The sequence below is a fragment of the Paenibacillus sp. FSL R10-2796 genome (assembly GCF_037965315.1).
Taxonomy (GTDB): domain Bacteria; phylum Bacillota; class Bacilli; order Paenibacillales; family Paenibacillaceae; genus Paenibacillus_AQ; species Paenibacillus_AQ odorifer.
On sequence record NZ_CP150178.1, the window covers coordinates 264,492 to 281,779 of the forward strand.

Genomic DNA, 17,288 nt, shown 5'->3' on the forward strand with positions numbered 1-17,288 from the left:
TATGCTTACTAAAACACACAACAAGGAGTCTTGCACAATGTCACATTTCGTTAGATCCGTTACTTCACCAAAGAAATTTATCTCCGGCCATAACTTACTGTCAGATCTGAATGAGTATATTAAGGCGTTTGGCGATCATGCCTATGTGATCTGTGATGAGTTCATTTTGGAACGTGCTAAGAAAGAGGCGGGGAGTTCCATCGAAGGTGCGGGGAATAAGGCTACTTTTGAAAAATTCAATTATGAATGTACTCAGGAAGAGATTAATCGTAATCGGGAACTTGCCCGTAAAGCTGGGGCGAATATCATCGTCGGTATCGGCGGAGGTAAAACACTGGACACCGCAAAAGCTACTGCTTATTATGAGAAGCTGCCTGTAGTTATTTTTCCGACGATCGCATCTACTGATGCACCATGTACAGCGCTGGCTGTCATTTATAATAAAGATGGTTCATTTGATCAATACTTATTCCTCCCAAGTAATCCGGATGTAGTCTTGGCTGATACAGCGATTTTAGCTTCAGCGCCTTCCCGTTTTTTCGCAGCTGGAATTGGCGACGCACTGGCTACTTATTTTGAAGCCCGTGCTTGTTATGCCTCTAATGGCGACAATCTCGTACTTATGAAACCTTCTACAACGGGTCTAGGTATATCAAGACTTTGTTATGAAGCTCTACTTAAGAATGCGGTAAAAGCAAAACGTGCGGTTGATCAGAAGCTCTATACACGCGCGGTGGAGGAGACCATTGAAGCGACAATTTATCTAAGTGGTGTGGGTGCTGAATCTGGTGGTCTGGCTGCCGCGCATGCTATCCATAATGGGATGACAGCCGTTCCTTCACTACACAAAGCTCAGCATGGTGAAAAGGTTACGTTTGGTCTTTTAGCCCAGTTAGTACTGGAAAATGCCTCAAATGAGGAGCTGGAAACTGTCATTAAGCTTATCAAGGATGTAGATCTTCCGCTAACCCTCGCCGATCTGGGGTGCACGGAATTTATCGAATCCGAATGGCGCCAAGTTGCTGAAGCTGCTTGTGCAGAAGGAGACACAATGGGCAATATGCCGTTCCCGGTTACTCCGGAAGATGTGTACAATGCGATAGTGGTGGCGAACTCGCTGGCAGAGTCTTATAAATAACTAGCACAACTAATATGCAGGGATAATGAAGGCGCCCTTGGGGGTGCCTTTTGTTTTTATATAGGTTAAGCTTTTGAAGTAGAGTAGTGGTAAAATTTTGCTTATAGGTATCGGCTTTGGCATACTTAATCACGGGATAGGGTGTCTACGGAAACGAGATTATTGCTAATCGTTCCGTTGCTATGCTAATTGTACTCTATGTAATAAGGAGGAAAGATGAGAAAAAAACATTTAGGTTATCTAGTCCTTATTATCATAATTATTGGAGCGGTAATAATAGCAGTAATTCACGGAAATTCGGAGCGTCAGAACAAGCAGTCGGCAGGAAGCCTTGGAATGGATTATGTGCGCAAAGAGTACACGGAAAGTGCGTCGCTGAGAGTTGCAACGATTTGCAAACCCTTATTTGGAGGGTCGGGTTATCAGGTAGTGCTCGAGGATTCAAGTGGGCAATCGTATTATGTCATTATCGTTCTCGGAACTACACGTAATCTTGTCACTATGGACGATCTGACGAAAGAGGTGCGGGAAGGTACATCTGTGTTTCCGTGCCACCAATAAAACATGATAAATGAATCGGATCTCATCTATATGATTATTGGGAGGCACTCCTGCGGGGTGTCTGTTTTTGTTATATTAAATTGAATTTTGTTATTTATTTTCGGAATTACTAACATTAATACTAACGTAAACAATAAAATAATTATAACAAAAGGGAATATTTAGATTGTTTTATGCCAATGTAACCGCTATAATCTTGCATATACCGAAATATCTAACGAAATTAAAATATTTTGTTAGTGTTTGTTATTAATAACGAAGCTGAATATGTGGAGGTGAATAGTTAGCGAGTAGGTCTGTAATTGTCTTCTATAAGGACAGATAGTTATTGGGTTCATAACAGCTGGTTGGCTATTCTTATTATCAAATCCATTCATTTTCGAAGGAGAATTAGGAATGAAAAAAGCGAAAAAGTGGCTGGGGAGTATACTTGCCTGTGCAATGATAATGTCTCCTTTCCCCTCTGTAATTTCTGCAGCAGCAGCGCCATCGACTGTGGGATTCGGTGATACACAGGGTCACTGGGCACAACAAAATATTGCGAAGTGGGTAGAAAATGGCGTATTAAACGGGTATCAGGATGGTTCTTTTCATCCCAATGAAGGAATTACAAGAGCTGAGTTTGCTACGATCTTGAATAAGGTATTTGGTTTCTATATGAAGTCAGATCAATCTTTTTCCGATGTAAAAGCGACCGATTGGTATGCAGATCAGCTTTCGTTGGCACGATATGCTGGGTATTATGAAGGATACTCAGAGAATAAAGCACAAGCTACTGATTATATAACGCGTCAGGATGCGGTGACGATGTTGGCTCGGATATTTACTCTTCAAGCTACTGAAAGCGCTTCATCAATGAGCGGATTTAGTGATTCCGCTCAGATTCAGGCTTATGCTAAGGATGCAGTTCATGCGCTCTCAGGTTTGATTACAGGGTATGAGGATGGAACCTTTAAGCCGCTTGGAAGGATCACCCGTGCCGAAGTTATAACGTTAATTAATAAAATAGTGAAGAGTTATTACTCGCAATCTGGAAGCTTTGAAGGAGGAATAGTTTCTGGGAATGTAGTCGTTAATCAGGATGGTGTTGTGTTAAAAAATGCAACGATAAACGGAAACCTGTATCTAACTGCTGGGATCGGTAACGGCGAAGTGACCCTTGAGGGTATTAAGGTTACGGGCACCACATTTATTGCAGGTGGCGGGATAAACTCCATTCTTATTAAGAATAGCTCATTAGGCAAAGTAAATATAAATCGTAAAGAGGGTGAGGTTCGTGTCCTCACGAGTGGTACAACCCAAATTTCTCAGCTAACGGTAGATAGTCTAGCAAGACTGGAGTTTGGAACTGGGACGATGATCACCACGGGAATTCTAAATAGCACTGTGGGGCTGATCCTAGGTGAAGGCGCATCGATTGCTAATCTAAACGTAGCTGTCAAAGCGACTGGAACCACCCTTTCCGGTCAGGGCGACATTGCAAAAGCGGACGTTAAAGCAACAGGAGTAACGTTGAACGGTAAACCCATTGCTCCTGGCACAATTGTCATTATCAAAGGCAATCAAGGTCCTGTAGCAACGACTACCCCAGCGCCTACCTCGGCATCAGGCTCATCAACAACGCCGGTAGGTCCGACTAATCCAACCGCGGCACCTACAGCGACACCAATACCAACGGAAACACCGACACCAACAGCGACACCGACAGCAACAGCAACACCGACACCGACAGACCCGACGGGTCCTGTGGGACGTATCGAGAATTTAGCGGATGTTGGTGCAAGTAGTGAGACTAGATCGCTATTCGCCTATTTACAGGATATCCGCGGCAGTGAGATCTTGTTTGGACATCAGCATGCTACTACAGAAGGACTTTCTATTACTGAAAAGGACGGAACGCAGTCTGAGGTCGAGAATGCAGTAGGCGACCTTCCGGGGCTGTTCGGCTGGGATACGCTTAGTCTTGAAGGTTTTGAGAAACCAGGCGATCTAGGCGCAACCCAGCTGGAGAATCGTGATAAATTAATCGGCGTGATGAAATCTGCTTATGAAAAAGGCGGCGTGCTTACATTAAGCTCGCATATGCCGAACTTCGTCACAGGAAAGGACTTTTATGACACCAAAGGGAATGTGCTTACGCATATATTACCCGGCGGTGACAAACATGCAGAGTTTAATGCATTCCTGGATATGATTGCGGACTTTGCGAATAACTTAAAAGATGATGATGGTAAAGCTATTCCAGTCATTTTCCGTCCATTCCACGAGCAAAATGGTGGCTGGTTCTGGTGGGGTGCGCCTTACCGTACGAAGGAGCAGTATGCTGAAATTTATCGTTATACCGTTGAATACTTAAGGGACAAAAAAGATGTGCATAACTTCTTATATGCGTTCTCACCGGGAAGTCCATTTAACGGCACAGATGCGACATTCCTTGAGACGTATCCGGGAGATGACTATGTCGATATCCTTGGCTTCGATAATTATTATGACGGAACCACTGAGGGTTGGTTTGATTCAGTCGTGAAGGATGCTAAGCTGATCTCGAAGCTGGCGGATGATAAGGGGAAAATCGCAGCATTTACTGAGTTCGGTTATTCGGGTGTGAAGCCAACTGGAACGAAGGACCTGAAATTCTTTACCAAGCTAATCGCTGCACTGCAGTCTGATCCGGATGCTAAACGGATGGCGTACATGCAGACTTGGGCGAATTTCAATACAGATTCTATCTTTGTCCCTTATAGAAATGCTCCAAACGGGCTAGGGGATCATGAACTGCTCCCTGATTTTGTAGACTATTATAATGATCCGTATACAAGCTTCAGCCATGAAGTGGCTATTGCGGATGCGTATTCGAAACAGGTAACTACAGAAACCGAGCAACCTTTTTTACACATTGCCTCACCAACGGCAAACCAAACAGTGCCCACGACAAAAGCATCGACCCTTCGTGTTCGTGTGTTGAATCAGGACGTAGATAAAGTAACCTACCTGATTGGGGATGACACAACAGAGTACAGCATGGCAGCTGACGCAGAAGGTTTCTATTACTTGGCAGATTGGACACCAGGTGTAGCCTTCGACGAAACTGGCGTGATGCTTACTGTTAAGTCCTATGCAAAGGATGGTTCTGTACTTTCACAAACGATCCAAATCTTTGTAAGTGACGTAGAGGGCAATGGGGACCCATTGATTGTAGATACTTTTGAGAATTACAAAGGGAATGATGAATTACTTCGTGCGGCATTAAGTCCTGCGGGTGATCTAAATACGATCTCACTTGATGCGGACCATAAAAATGATGGCAAGTATGGCCTGAGATTCGATTATAATGTGGATGGCCAAGGTTATACAGGTCGTACCAAAAACATGAATAATGCCGACTGGTCGGACGCCAACAAATTGAAGCTCTGGATTGCACCTGATGGCAGCGACCACAAGCTTGTTATTCAGGTCAATGCAAGCGGCATTTCTTTTGAAGCTTATCCTTCACTGGCAGGTACGACACCTGGCTTGGTGGAAATTCCATTCAGCCAGTTCGCTCCAGCGCCATGGGATACAGGAAATGCCGGTAAAGTAATCACTAAAGAGAACCTTAAGGACATTCGGGCAGTGTCTATCTACGTAAATAAAAAGGACATAGTAGCAAGTACGTCTGGTACGCTGTACTTCGACGATATTGCAGCGTTTAATGATGGAACGGGTGGCGTTCCTAATGGGGGCGAAGGCCCTGGCAGCACGCCAGAACAGGCGAAGCTGTTGTATGGTTTCGAAAAAGATACTCAGGACTGGACAGTAGAGCAAAATAATGCGAGTGCAAGCGCGGCGGTAATCTCGACTGATGAGGCTGCTGAGGGAACTCATTCGTTAAGCACCTTGTTCTCACTCGATTCAGATGGAGCTTTTGAGCTCAGCAAAAATGGCAGTCTGGATCTGAGCGCGGTTGATAAATTAAGCGCACAAATTAAACTGTCGAACGGAACAGCGGATGCACGTTTGTATATTAAGACGGGATCAACCTGGTCTTGGGCTGACAGTGGAGCTGTGAAAGTAGATTCGAGCGGATTTACTACGGTTTCGCTCAACTTGGCAGGTATTGCAGATCTTAATAGTGTAAAAGCCATAGGTATCAAGCTCGAGGGATTCAGCGGTACGGGAACTTCTACGCTGTATCTGGATGATGTTCGGACCCTGAAGAATGGTACCGCACCTGAAGCTGTCGTCTATGGCTTCGAGGACAATACACTGCAAGGCTTCAGCATCAATGTGGATGAAAATAATAAATATAATACAGCGCTGGCTCAGAATCTATCGGTGAGCAATGCTGTGTATGCTGAGGGAACTCATTCGATGCAAGCGGACTTAACATTGAATGGAGGGCAACTCCAGCTGCGTCGTATGGTGGTTACCAACTTAGCGAATGCATCAACAATTACGCTTAAAATCAAGGTTGTACCTATTGATGCAAGCGATGTTAGCGGTGTAATGGCTCAGCTGTTTACCCAAAGTGGCTCAAGCTGGGGAACATGGACTGCTTCTACGGCTACACCAGTAGATGCCAATGGATTTACTACAATAACACTGGATATCAGCAAGGTAGCGGATCGTAATTTGACCCAAGCGATTGGCGTTCAAGTCATGACCACAGCAACTGATCCAGTAGGTAGTGCTACCGTATATGTGGACGAAATCACGATTAAATAGAAAGTAGTAAAGCCGAAAGCGAACATTTTACGATGTTCACTTCCGGCTTATTTATTTAGCATCAAATTTATTCATTTTAAGTCGAGTATCTGCTTGAAATTAACGAAGCTTAATAGACCCGCCATCTACCATGATAGTCTGGCCCGTAATATAATCGGAATCTTCACTCGCTAGGAATACCGCAACACGACCAATATCACTTTCCAGTTCACCCAATCTTCTCAAAGGTATTTTTGAAATCATGTTTTGGTAATACTCAGGGTTTGCTTCTGCCCATTCAATCATGCCAGGGGAATTAGCAATTGGAGCAATGATGTTTACGTTGATACCAAATGGACCAAATTCATTAGCGGCTACCCGGGTAATTCCACGGATGGCTTCTTTTGCAGCAGCATATGTTCCTTGATTGGTATCCCCGTTGAGGCCAGCGCCCGATGCAAAATTAATAATTTTACCTTGTGTTTCTTTTAAATACGGTAGTGCTGCTTGCATAAAATAGAAGGTTGGATAGAAGCCTGTATCAAAAGATAAATCGAAATCAGCCTGTGTAGTTTCTTCAATAGATTTCATTCTGGATGCGTGGGCATTGTTTACTAAAATATCTATTTTTCCAAATTTATCAGCTACTTGTTTAACAAGGTGAGCTATTTTATCGTGTTCCTTGAGGTTCGCTTGAATAAAGATAGATTCAGGTTGATATTCTTGTAATTCTTTAATTGTTTCTTTGCCGGTTTCTTCATTGAGGTCAATAATAGCTACCTTAGCGCCTTCTTTAACAAAAGCCAGGGCCATCCCTTTACCAATACCGCCTGCTCCACCAGTAATAATAGCTACTTTTCCTGCAAGTCTGCTCATGTTGGTATCTCCTTTTTGTGAAAAAATGTAGTATCTAACTCTTATCAGAGGTAAGGTGTAATTGTTACTTTGACTATATATTACCCAAAATAGTAGCTATATTTACCATGAAGTAGAAACGGCATCATTTACCAATATGAATATAGAGGGTGATGATGAATAATACAGCATCTGATGAGGTCTGTTCCAGCTCTTATGTACATGTTGAGCGATTGAATTAAGCGGCGCACCAAGTGATGAGCAATTGATGATTCATGTGTCGCTCCAAGTGACGCTGCAAGTGATGCTGCAAGTGATGCAATAAGTGAAGTATTTATAGAGTGATTAGGGAATTTTTCCCTGAAATTCAGAGATTTCTGTTCATCAGACTTATAATTAGGGAAAACTTACCTGATTTTCGGCCGATTTAGTAACTAATTAAGAAATCCCCCTAATTATTAGGGAGGAATTCCCTGATTTCGTGCATTTAGAGTGAATATCGGCTATTTTCAGGGAGTTTTTCCCTAATTAGTTTAAACCCTACCGCAAGCCGTATGAAAAACTCACCTAGCAAGTCGCCCACCGCCCACTGCCTACACCCACCGCTCACCGCCCAACCGCCCACCGTCCAACCACCCAACGCAATATCAGAGAACACTACGCGTGGTATATAGTCATATGGCACAGTAAAATCCATTACTTTTCTATTCCATAAAAAAGAAGCTGCCCCAAGTAGAGTTCACTACTTTTGAGACAGCCTCTTATGGATATTTATAAAGGAAACCCCATCGAGATTACCGCACCGCCATTTCTTCGGTTGCCTGCGCTGATCTGACCTCCACAACGCTCGATGATTGCGCGGGAAATAGCCAGTCCAAGTCCGGATTCTCCGTCTTTTCCTTTTACAAAACGATGGAAGAGATAAGGAAGCAGATCGTCCGAAATTCCAGGGCCATCGTCACTTACGGATAACAGAGCCCGGCCCTCCTTGACTGAAACATGGATATAGATATGTTGATTAGCATAACGTGCTGCATTGGAAACTACATTAAGAAGCGCCTGTAGCAGCTTATCCCTATCCGCACGGATCGTAAGAGAATCTTGATGATCGTGGGAGATATGGAGGGTTAATTCTTTTTTCATTAATAGAGGGTTCATTCGTTCGATGGTTTCTGTCAGTAGATCTTTTAAACAAATAACCGTAGGCTTGAATATATCTTCCTCGCTGTCTAGCTTCGCAAGTAAAGTCATTTCGGACACGAGCTTCTTCAAGCGGCTGCTTTCGCTCATGATAATGTCTAGCCCTTTTACTACATTCTCACCTTCAAAAACACCATCCTTAATCCCTTCAGCGTAGCCGGAAATGGACATTAAGGGAGTTTTTAATTCATGAGACGCATTCTGGAAAAATTGTTTCTGCACATGGTTGAAACGATTTAATTCATCTGCCATGTCATATACCGATTGAGCGACAGATCCAAGCTCTCCACCAGCTTTAATTAATTTAACATCTGAGAAGTGCCGTTCTTTGACTTTGCGGAGTTCTTGTTGCAGCCTCATTAGAGGTTGAATCAGCTTCTTGGTGATAAATAGGCCAAATAGGAACATAAATGCTCCCGCTGCGCTGAAAACGATCAGCAGTCTTTTGAGCAAAGCTTGTTCAATAGCAGTGACTGCGCTCATAGGGGTTAGTAGAGTTAGCGTGCCTATAGGTGTCGCCTTCACTTCAGTAATATACCGTGTATCTGTTCCATTCCAAATGTTCTGGAGCTCAGTGGCTTGGCCTGTGACACTCTTGGCATCATAGTTTATTGCAATTGAACTCATCTCTGATGATGTGGACAAGACTTTTCCTGTCTCATCGCTAAGAATGGCTTCGACGCCTGCAGTGCTTAGAGAAGGTAAGGTCACCGGCAGAGCTTCCAGCTGAGTGCCAATCTCCCCGATGTATTTACTTTCTTCAGTCAATGTAACTGACATCGCCGCCCCAATGGTTCTTAAATCCTCTTTTTGTGTTCCGACAAAATGGTTGAGTAGTACAAAATGGATCACGACTGCAGTAATAGATAGTAGCAATACCAATGCAATACTAAAGGCTAAATTAATCTGATGTGCTAGTTTCATTCGTATGCTCACCCCCATCTGTTCTCATGCGGTATCCGTGTCCCCATACTGCCTCAATGGGCAAATGCTCCAGTTTTTTGCGCATCCGTTTAATGAGATGATCTACGGCGCGATCACTTCCAAAATAGTCGTCCCCCCACACATAGCTCAGCAGCTCATCTCTTGTAAATGCCCGGTTAGGGGCATCGGCGAATACTTTTAGCATGGTGAATTCCTTGCTGGTCAAGTCCACCTCTTCACCACACCAGAATACACGTCTTTCTTCCGGCAATAGTAGAAGCTGGTCGATTTCAAGACGGGTGGAAGTGGTCTGACTGTTCAACTTGTCGGCCTGATTACTCATTTTGTACCAGCGTTGAAGCTGCCGTTTGATCCGGGCGACTAATTCACGAGGGCTGAACGGCTTGACTAGATAATCGTCACTGCCAAGCTCCAATCCTAATATTTTATCCACTTCATTATCTCTTGCGGAGATCATAATGATCGGTACTTCGGCTTCGTTACGAATCCTTTTACAGAACTCATAACCATCCATACTGGGGAGCATAACGTCGAGTACCCACATATCCGGGGGGCTAGTCTGCCACAAGGTCCATGCTTCCTCAGCGCTGCCAAGGCCGATGGTGTGGTAGTTTTCTTTTTGTAAATAAGCTTCAACAAGATTGCGTATATGTTCATCATCGTCGACTACGGCAATGAGATATGGATTATTCATTTCGGGTTACCTCCAAATTATTCTCCTACAAGTATATCAATCCAGAGGTGGGTAAGGGCGGCTGCCATCGTTTTTCCACAAATTAACCAATGTTCTGCCACACCCATTATGTAAGCTTGGTCTTGTAAGATCATTCGAATCGACGAGGAGTGTTGTATTTATGAATCAACAGATGTTATTTAAAAAGTTAGCGCTGTCCGCCCTGCTAGTGTCCGCCGTTGCTGCACCGTCTGCAACGAACGCAGCAAGTGGAGCGCAAGACGGAAACACGAAAACAACGGCCGCAGCCGTGGTTACTGCTGCCTCTAAAGGAACAATTGCCACTAAAGTAACCACTATTGATTGGGTAGATCCCCTAGAGTTGGCTAAGACCTACGCACCTAATACCCAAGAAGATTGGAAGAACACCTTGGATCAGTATTATAAGGTTGCTGGATTTAGTGTAACCGCACTTGCCGAGCTTGTGCCTGCGGAACTGGTGGAGGGAGTTCAATTATCTAAAGAAATACTATCCACCGAAGCTCTACCTGCAGGATATATTGAAGCTGGTCGTAACCTTGAAGTAGTACCTGTAGTCGATGATATGCAGGTAGATAGCAATATCACTACTTCAATTAAAGCTGTAGACGCGACTTCAATTGCTATTTCCATTCCAGATCTTAGCGACGCGGATAAAGCTTTTTTCAAAGCCCAAGATGATCTGAATAGTGCCGCTAAATCCAAAGATGCGACTGTGATCAAGGAAGCTTTAGCTAATCTGTTGGACCAATATAAAGAGAAGATCAAGGAGCTTGAAACAGCCAAATAACGGCGATTAGCGAGGCTTGATACAGAATAGAGATACTGAAAAGGGTAAAGATAAAAGACACCTCGCGGGGTGTCTTTTTAATATGCATATCAATCTTCACGCTTTGCCTTTGGCCCTTACTTGCTTCCGCCAGTTCACACCGATCACCCCGGCGATGATCATCACTGTACCGGTCCAATGGTACCATTCCAGTTGCTCATTCAGCAGAAGTACACCACCGAGAATAGAGACAACTGTTGAAAGACTGCCGAAAATGCTCACGCGTGAAGCTTCCATCCGTGATAAAGCATAGTTGGAGAGGAAGGAGGTTACGAGGGAGGAGAGTACGCCGAGATAGAGCATGGAGAATATAAATTTTGGCTCTTGAAAAGGTGTGAAATACTGACCCAAGGTTCCTGCCGAACCATGCTTAATGATCGACAGTCCATTAAAAAATATAAATCCGAACAAAGTAATCATATAGGTAAGTTCTTTGGGACTCCAAGTACGTGTCAGCTTTCGAGCTGCAACATTATAACCAGCAAGGGATAAAGCTGAGATTAGGATGAGTAAGACGCCCCAAAGACTAGAAGAAGAGATACTCAAACCTGGAATGGCAAAGATAAGAATAATGCCTGCAACTGAGATTAATGTAGAGATCTTTTGGAAGCTGCTCGTGGTTTCCTTCAAGAACATCGCCGCCAAAAGGATGGTGAAGATGGGCATTGTCGCCTGAATAATACCCGCTACAGCGGAAGTTGTATACAAAAGTCCATACGCCTGAAGGGTGAAATATAACGCTGGATACATTAAAGCCAGTGGGATTATCACTGCGGCCTTGGATATTCCAAACTTCACCCGCCCCCACCCTGGAAAAGTAAATAAAGAAGCGGCAAGGAAAGATAACGTGAAGCGATGAGCTAGCGTATCAAAAGGATCCGAGACGGTTAGGGCCATTTTTACAAATATAAAGGAAAACCCGACGATAATAGCATTCATGACAGCTGCTGCTATCGCTTTTTGAGTAGAAGATGTATTCATTAGTAAAGACCTCCAAAGTGTTGCGCGCATTTAGGTACCGGTCCTGTTCTGCTCTTTATTCTAAGGCTAGAGTAGCTGTGCTACAATGTAATTATTATTCATCTGTACCGGTACAGAATAAGCTTGGAGGAAGGTGAAAGGGATGTATAAGTATTCGGAGTTAATCAACGAGCTGGAAGCGCAAATTGCCGAGGATACGTATCGTGAGGGAGATAAATTACCGTCTATCCGGGAGTTGTCCTTACGTTATGGATGTAGTAAAAGTACGGTTATTCGCGCGTTGCAGGATCTTCAGGACAAACATTTAATCTATGCCGCCTCAAAAAGTGGTTATTATGTCATGAAACGAAGCGGACAGCGAAAAGACGAAGGTGCACATTGGATCGATTTTACGGTGTCTGCACCCGACCCGGATATTTTTCCGTATCTGGATTTCCAACATTGTATTAATAAAGCGATTGATATGTACCGCAATGACTTGTTCATCTATGGAACGCCGCAGGGGCTTCCTTCTCTTATTCGTGAAATGCAGCGGCATCTGGCTTCTTATCAGGTATTTGCCAATCCGGATCAGATTTTTATTACCTCAGGTGTGCAGCAGGCGCTTGGCGTATTGACCCGAATTCCTTTTCCGAATGGCAGGCAGCGAGTGCTAATTGAGCAGCCGGGTTATCCGCTTTTTATGGAATATCTGAAGACGTATGGCATTGAGACAGAGGGAATAAAGCGTTCGGATGCTGGGGTGGACTTGAATGAATTAGAGCGGTTATTTAAGACAGGCCAGTTCAAGTTCTTTTATACCGTCCCGCGATTTCATAATCCGCTCGGCGTCTCCTATACCCGTACCCAGAAGAAGGCGATTGCTCAGCTAGCAGCTAAATACGATGTGTATATCGTTGAAGATGACTACATGGCGGACTTGGAGCAGGATGCAAAAGAGGATCCGATCTACGCTTATGACGATGCTTCCCATGTGATCTATTTAAAAAGCTTTTCCAAAATTATATTTCCGGGTCTACGTGTCGGTGTCGCTGTACTACCAGAGGTCCTGTGTGACTCTTTTAACCGATTCAAAAGACTGATGGATATAGATAGCTCTATGCTGTCTCAGGCTGCCCTGGAGTTGTATCTGAAAAGCGGAATGTTCGAGCGCCACCGAAAAAAGATGCGTTCCTGCTACGAAAAAAGATCCACGCTGCTCCATGAATCGATTATGAGAGAGTTAGATACAGCGACAGCACAACATTATTCCTACCATCCAACCGGCCAGCTTGGTGTGCATACGTATCTGAAGCTTAGTGACAGCGTAAAGACAGAACAGATGATCAAACGTCTGCAAAAAAAGTTCATTCGCATCGAAATGGCGGACAGCGGGTATCTGCCCTCTTTTAATAAAGAGAAGATTCTAAAGCTCAATGTATCCAGTGTAAAAGAGCCGGATATTCGCTCTGGCATTGAACAGGTAATGCAAGAAATACGCTGAGAGCGCAGCAATAAATGAGTGGATGATAATGGTGGAAATGCTGGGAGCCCATTGGAGTAGAAACAAAAAAGCGTTCCTCCAGTAACAGGGATCGTTTTTTTGCGTTGTGGGTCGTCGGCAAATCTGGCAGCAGTGAACTGATGGACAGCAGATCTCATTATCGGTACAACTCGCAGTAATCTCTGGTTCTTCTATAAATATCCGAACACATTTTCTGTGCAATCTTCGGCCGAGTCATGCGGACCCAGATAACGTTATTTGCTAGTTTTTAGCCTTTGAAGCAGGTTTTCGGACACCAGCGCCGCTATTCAATTAGAAAGGGGTTATATTGGGTGGTTTTCATGCTAATAACGGCTATGGGGTCCGCTAGCACTCTAAAAATGTGAAAAAGCCGCTTTTAAGGTCAGCTGTGTCGGATAGCGAATTCGCTAAGTGCAAATTACCAAGATGCTTTATTCATTTTTGCTTCGGTAGCGAGTATCAGCAACAAGCGCAAAAAAAGAGACCGGGTTCGGTCTCTTTTAGTTATTTCTCGATAGGAGGTATGAATTAATTCGCAAAAAAGTTCGGCAGGAACTCTTTATTAGCTTCCAGCATTTCGTCCAGCATCCGAATCGCTACGTCCACGGACGGAACAAGCGGGTGATGTGCGAGCGCCTGAAGGGCAAGGGCGCGGTCTCCGGTGACAGCGGCGTCAATCGCCAGCTGTTCATAGGTTTTGACAGCATGAATGAGTCCTTTAGCCATGGTTGGAATTTTGGTCAGTGGCAGAGGTAGCGGGCCGTTTTTGGTGACCACGCAGTTCACTTCAATGCTGGCGTCATCTGGCAGGAAGTCCAATATGCCATGGTTAGCGACATTTAGGGTCTGAATGTCGTTTGATCCGTTATGAAGCGATCTCATGAGATTAACAGCTGCTTCTGAGTAAAAAGCACCGCCGCGCTGTTCCAGCTGCTTCGGCTTCTCGCTTAGCTCTAGATTGCCATAAAGCTCGAAGAGCTCTTCTTCTACACGTTTGACGACTTCAGCACGGTTAATGCCTTGCTTATGGGAGTCCATCTGCTCTTCGAGCATGGCATCGGTCATATAGAAATATTTTAAATAGTATGAGGGCAGTGCATGAAGGGATTGCAGGAATTCCGGGTTCCATTCTCTTGCCGGTACGTTCTTAGCGCTGTAGCTGGTTGTATCTGCAAGCATATCATCCAGCTTGTCTTCACCTTCAACATCGATACGAGTAATCCAGTGCAAGTGGTTGAGGCCCACAAATTCGGCATATACGCGGTCTGCTGCTACATTATATTTGGCAGAGACTTGCTTGATCAGGCCGATAGGTGCGTTGCACAGGCCAATACTTTTTACCTTAGAGTATTTCAGAACGGCTTCGGTGACCATCCCAGCAGGGTTAGTGAAATTGAGCAGCCATGCGTTGGGAGCCAGTTCCTCGATATCACGGCATACATCCAGAATAACAGGGATGGTGCGCAGTGCTTTCATCATTCCCCCAGGACCTGTTGTTTCTTGGCCAATAACGCCATATTTGAGCGGAATCGACTCATCACGAGCACGGGCATCAAGCATGCCGACACGCATCTGAGTGCTGACGAAATCGGCGCCTTCGATCGCTTTACGGCGGTCTGTTGTCAGGTGAACCTCAATCGGAAGGCCGGATTTCTCCACCATACGTTTTGCCAAGTTACCTACAATATTCAGCTTGCGAAGACCAGGCTCAATATCTACAAGCCATAATTCGCGCACGGGAAGTTCTTTATAGTGAAGAATGAATCCCTCTACTAATTCTGGGGTATACGAAGAACCTCCACCGATAACTGCAATCTTTAATCCTTGGTTAGCTGCCAAGATTAATCACTCCTGTCTTGTAGTTTGTTTGATCGATTCATAATCCTGAAATTTCCGCATCTTCTCATATACTTCACTACTAATGGTCAACCCATCTTGATCCATAGCTGACCATACTGCACCGACTACAGGCTCTGTGGCAAGGGTAACCACTGTTGCCTGAGGGGCTGCAGCGTGTACAGCTTTCTCGATAGGCTGGCGAATCCAACCGCGATCCCCTCGGGTTAGCAGACTTCCTGCCAGCACCACATCGAAGGTCTCCTGCTCCATGCCTAGCTTGTGAATGATAGCTGCCGCAGACTTCCCTAGTTCAACCCCTTGCCGATGTAAAATCTCCAGCGCTACGGCATCTCCTTCAGCTGCTGCTTCAAAGAGCAGGCGAGCAACATTTACGGGGACTTTTTTCCAATGATCAAGGAAATCGTGAAACATATGCCCAACTTCCTCATAACCTAACATTTTTAGCAGTAAGCCTGTTAATAGGGTGGGCTGTTCCCGGCCGTCCCAAGCTCGGATAACGGAACGAAACACCTCAATATTGAGTGCGCCACCCCCGCCAAAATCACCGTACATATAGTCAAAGCCGCCGCATTGATAATGCTCTCCCTGCAGGTTTCTGCCTGCTGAATTGGTGCCGGTGCCGCAGATGAGCGCGACACCATATGGGCGATTCGTTCCGGCGCGTAGACCGATCATAGTGTCACAGTTAATGGTGTATTTGGTGAATCCTATCTGGCGTATCATCGGATGGAGAATAGCATAGTCGGCCTCGCGATCAGCACCGGCAAGTCCGAGATAGGTATGCTGGATGTCTTCCAACCGGAGTCCGGCTTCAGCCAGCGCCCCGAATGTGGCCTCTTGAATACTGTTGGCGGCCTCAAGGGCGCCTGTCTGGTGGTTGCCGTTACCACTCTTGCCTTTGCCAAGAACATTGCCATGTTCATCGCTTAGCAGAGCATAGGTTTTCGTGCCTCCCCCATCGATCCCCAAGTAGTAAGTCAATGGTCGTCACTCCTAGTGTATAAATTTAATCTACTCAGCTCCGGTAGATTCACGTACGATAAGTTCAGGATCAATCCGCATCCCGGCTCCACGTTTCATCTTTCCGGAGATGCGTTTGAGCAGCATATCCGCGGCTGCCAGCCCGATTTTGTCTGCAGGCTGACGTATTGTTGTCAGATGTGGATGAAGCTGTGAAGCAATATAATGATCGTCATAGCCGACCACTGCCACCTCTTCGGGTACCTGAATGCCCGCTTCCATCAGGGCATTGATGACTCCAAGCGCGATATTGTCATCCCCGGCAAATACGGCGGTGGGCAGCTTTCCTTCCTTCAGCCAACGTTTGCAGGTATCGTATCCCATCCCAATATCGAAATCACCAGGTACGATCTCAAAGGGGGCCAGTCCTTGTTCCTGAAGCGCCTGTAGAAATCCACTGCGCCGCTCCCGCGTACTCCGGAACATTTCCTGACCGCAGAGATGAGCGATTGAAGTGTGTCCCAGCTCCAGCAGATGACGCGTAGCTGCGTATCCCCCCTTGAAGTTGTCGATCGTGATGGAGTAGGTATCATTTTCGGGCTTCTGATTATCTATCAGCACATAAGGAATACCCCGCCGTTTTAACTCCACAATATAATTGTCCTCTTCCATCGGAGAGAGCAGAATTAAACCGTCTACACGATCCTCCTGAATTAAATAATGGCTATCATCCGATTCGATGCCTGTTGAGATGGATATGGCTAAAAAATAACCATGCATCGCTAATATTTCATTCAGCTCTTTGACCACTGCGTCAAAAAAGGAATCTTGCAGGGTAGTGACAATAATGCCGATAATTCCCGTCTTACCGCTTGCCAGACTGCGTGCCGCAGCATTAGGGCGGTAATCCAGCTCTTTAATTGCCTCCAGCACCTTTTGTCGATTATTCTCGCGTACCGATTCGGCCCCATTTAACACCCGGGATACGGTTACAACGGATAATCCGGATTTTTTGGCTACATCAAAAATACTAACTTTCATCTTTAATTCTCCTCACGGC

General features: G+C 45.1%; 12 protein-coding genes. 5 read left to right on the plus strand and 7 right to left on the minus strand.

Translation table 11 applies throughout. The features are described from left to right. Positions 1-37: 37 nt before the first annotated feature. The 3 genes from NST58_RS01255 (at position 38) to NST58_RS01265 (ending at position 6,403) form a co-directional block, all read left to right on the plus strand. Complete coding sequence (locus NST58_RS01255; RefSeq protein ID WP_076101108.1) at positions 38-1,138, plus strand: glycerol dehydrogenase; 1,101 nt, start codon at positions 38-40, stop codon at positions 1,136-1,138. Positions 1,139-1,354: 216 nt separating this feature from the next. Then, positions 1,355-1,699: a hypothetical protein gene (locus NST58_RS01260; RefSeq protein WP_076126939.1), complete on the plus strand. Its 345-nt coding sequence runs from the start codon at positions 1,355-1,357 to the stop codon at positions 1,697-1,699. A 396-nt stretch (positions 1,700-2,095) separates the two neighbouring features. Beyond that, positions 2,096-6,403 (plus strand): glycosyl hydrolase, encoded by a 4,308-nt coding sequence (locus NST58_RS01265; RefSeq protein WP_339245746.1) that lies wholly within the window; start codon positions 2,096-2,098, stop codon positions 6,401-6,403. Between the two features lie 99 nt (positions 6,404-6,502). Here the strand turns inward: NST58_RS01265 and NST58_RS01270 are convergent, their stop codons facing one another. The 3 genes from NST58_RS01270 to NST58_RS01280 form a co-directional block, all read right to left on the minus strand. Then, positions 6,503-7,258, minus strand: coding sequence for an SDR family oxidoreductase (locus NST58_RS01270; protein ID WP_038568170.1), 756 nt, complete (start codon positions 7,256-7,258; stop codon positions 6,503-6,505). A 750-nt stretch (positions 7,259-8,008) separates the two neighbouring features. Continuing rightward, the gene (locus NST58_RS01275) at positions 8,009-9,361 is read right to left on the minus strand and encodes a HAMP domain-containing sensor histidine kinase (protein ID WP_076192593.1); all 1,353 of its coding nucleotides are present in this window, start codon (positions 9,359-9,361) and stop codon (positions 8,009-8,011) included. Beyond that, positions 9,339-10,076 carry a response regulator transcription factor gene (locus NST58_RS01280; protein ID WP_339245750.1) on the minus strand — a complete coding sequence of 246 codons (738 nt, stop codon included), beginning with the start codon at positions 10,074-10,076 and terminating at the stop codon, positions 9,339-9,341. The genes NST58_RS01275 and NST58_RS01280 overlap by 23 nt, the downstream gene beginning before the upstream one ends. Positions 10,077-10,236: 160 nt before the next feature. On the opposite strand from NST58_RS01280, the gene NST58_RS01285 reads away from it, so the two are divergent. After that, entirely contained in the window at positions 10,237-10,884 is a 648-nt protein-coding gene (locus NST58_RS01285) for a hypothetical protein (protein ID WP_339245752.1), read from the plus strand. Positions 10,885-10,980: 96 nt separating this feature from the next. On the opposite strand, the gene NST58_RS01290 is transcribed toward NST58_RS01285, so the two are convergent. Beyond that, the gene (locus NST58_RS01290; protein WP_076279940.1) at positions 10,981-11,904 is read right to left on the minus strand and encodes a DMT family transporter; all 924 of its coding nucleotides are present in this window, start codon (positions 11,902-11,904) and stop codon (positions 10,981-10,983) included. 142 nt (positions 11,905-12,046) lie between these two features. Between NST58_RS01290 and NST58_RS01295 the strand changes: the two genes are divergently transcribed. After that, complete coding sequence (locus tag NST58_RS01295; RefSeq protein ID WP_076306820.1) at positions 12,047-13,387, plus strand: PLP-dependent aminotransferase family protein; 1,341 nt, start codon at positions 12,047-12,049, stop codon at positions 13,385-13,387. Between the two features lie 549 nt (positions 13,388-13,936). Here the strand turns inward: NST58_RS01295 and NST58_RS01300 are convergent. Genes NST58_RS01300 through NST58_RS01310 form a run of 3 tightly spaced genes read right to left on the minus strand, consistent with a single transcriptional unit; the run spans position 13,937 to position 17,269 of the window. Beyond that, positions 13,937-15,247: a 6-phospho-beta-glucosidase gene (locus tag NST58_RS01300; RefSeq protein ID WP_076186244.1), complete on the minus strand. Its 1,311-nt coding sequence runs from the start codon at positions 15,245-15,247 to the stop codon at positions 13,937-13,939. A gap of 6 nt (positions 15,248-15,253) precedes the next feature. Then, the gene (locus tag NST58_RS01305) at positions 15,254-16,249 is read right to left on the minus strand and encodes a BadF/BadG/BcrA/BcrD ATPase family protein (protein ID WP_036687222.1); all 996 of its coding nucleotides are present in this window, start codon (positions 16,247-16,249) and stop codon (positions 15,254-15,256) included. A gap of 30 nt (positions 16,250-16,279) precedes the next feature. Next, positions 16,280-17,269: a LacI family DNA-binding transcriptional regulator gene (locus NST58_RS01310; protein WP_036687224.1), complete on the minus strand. Its 990-nt coding sequence runs from the start codon at positions 17,267-17,269 to the stop codon at positions 16,280-16,282. Positions 17,270-17,288: the final 19 nt, after the last annotated feature.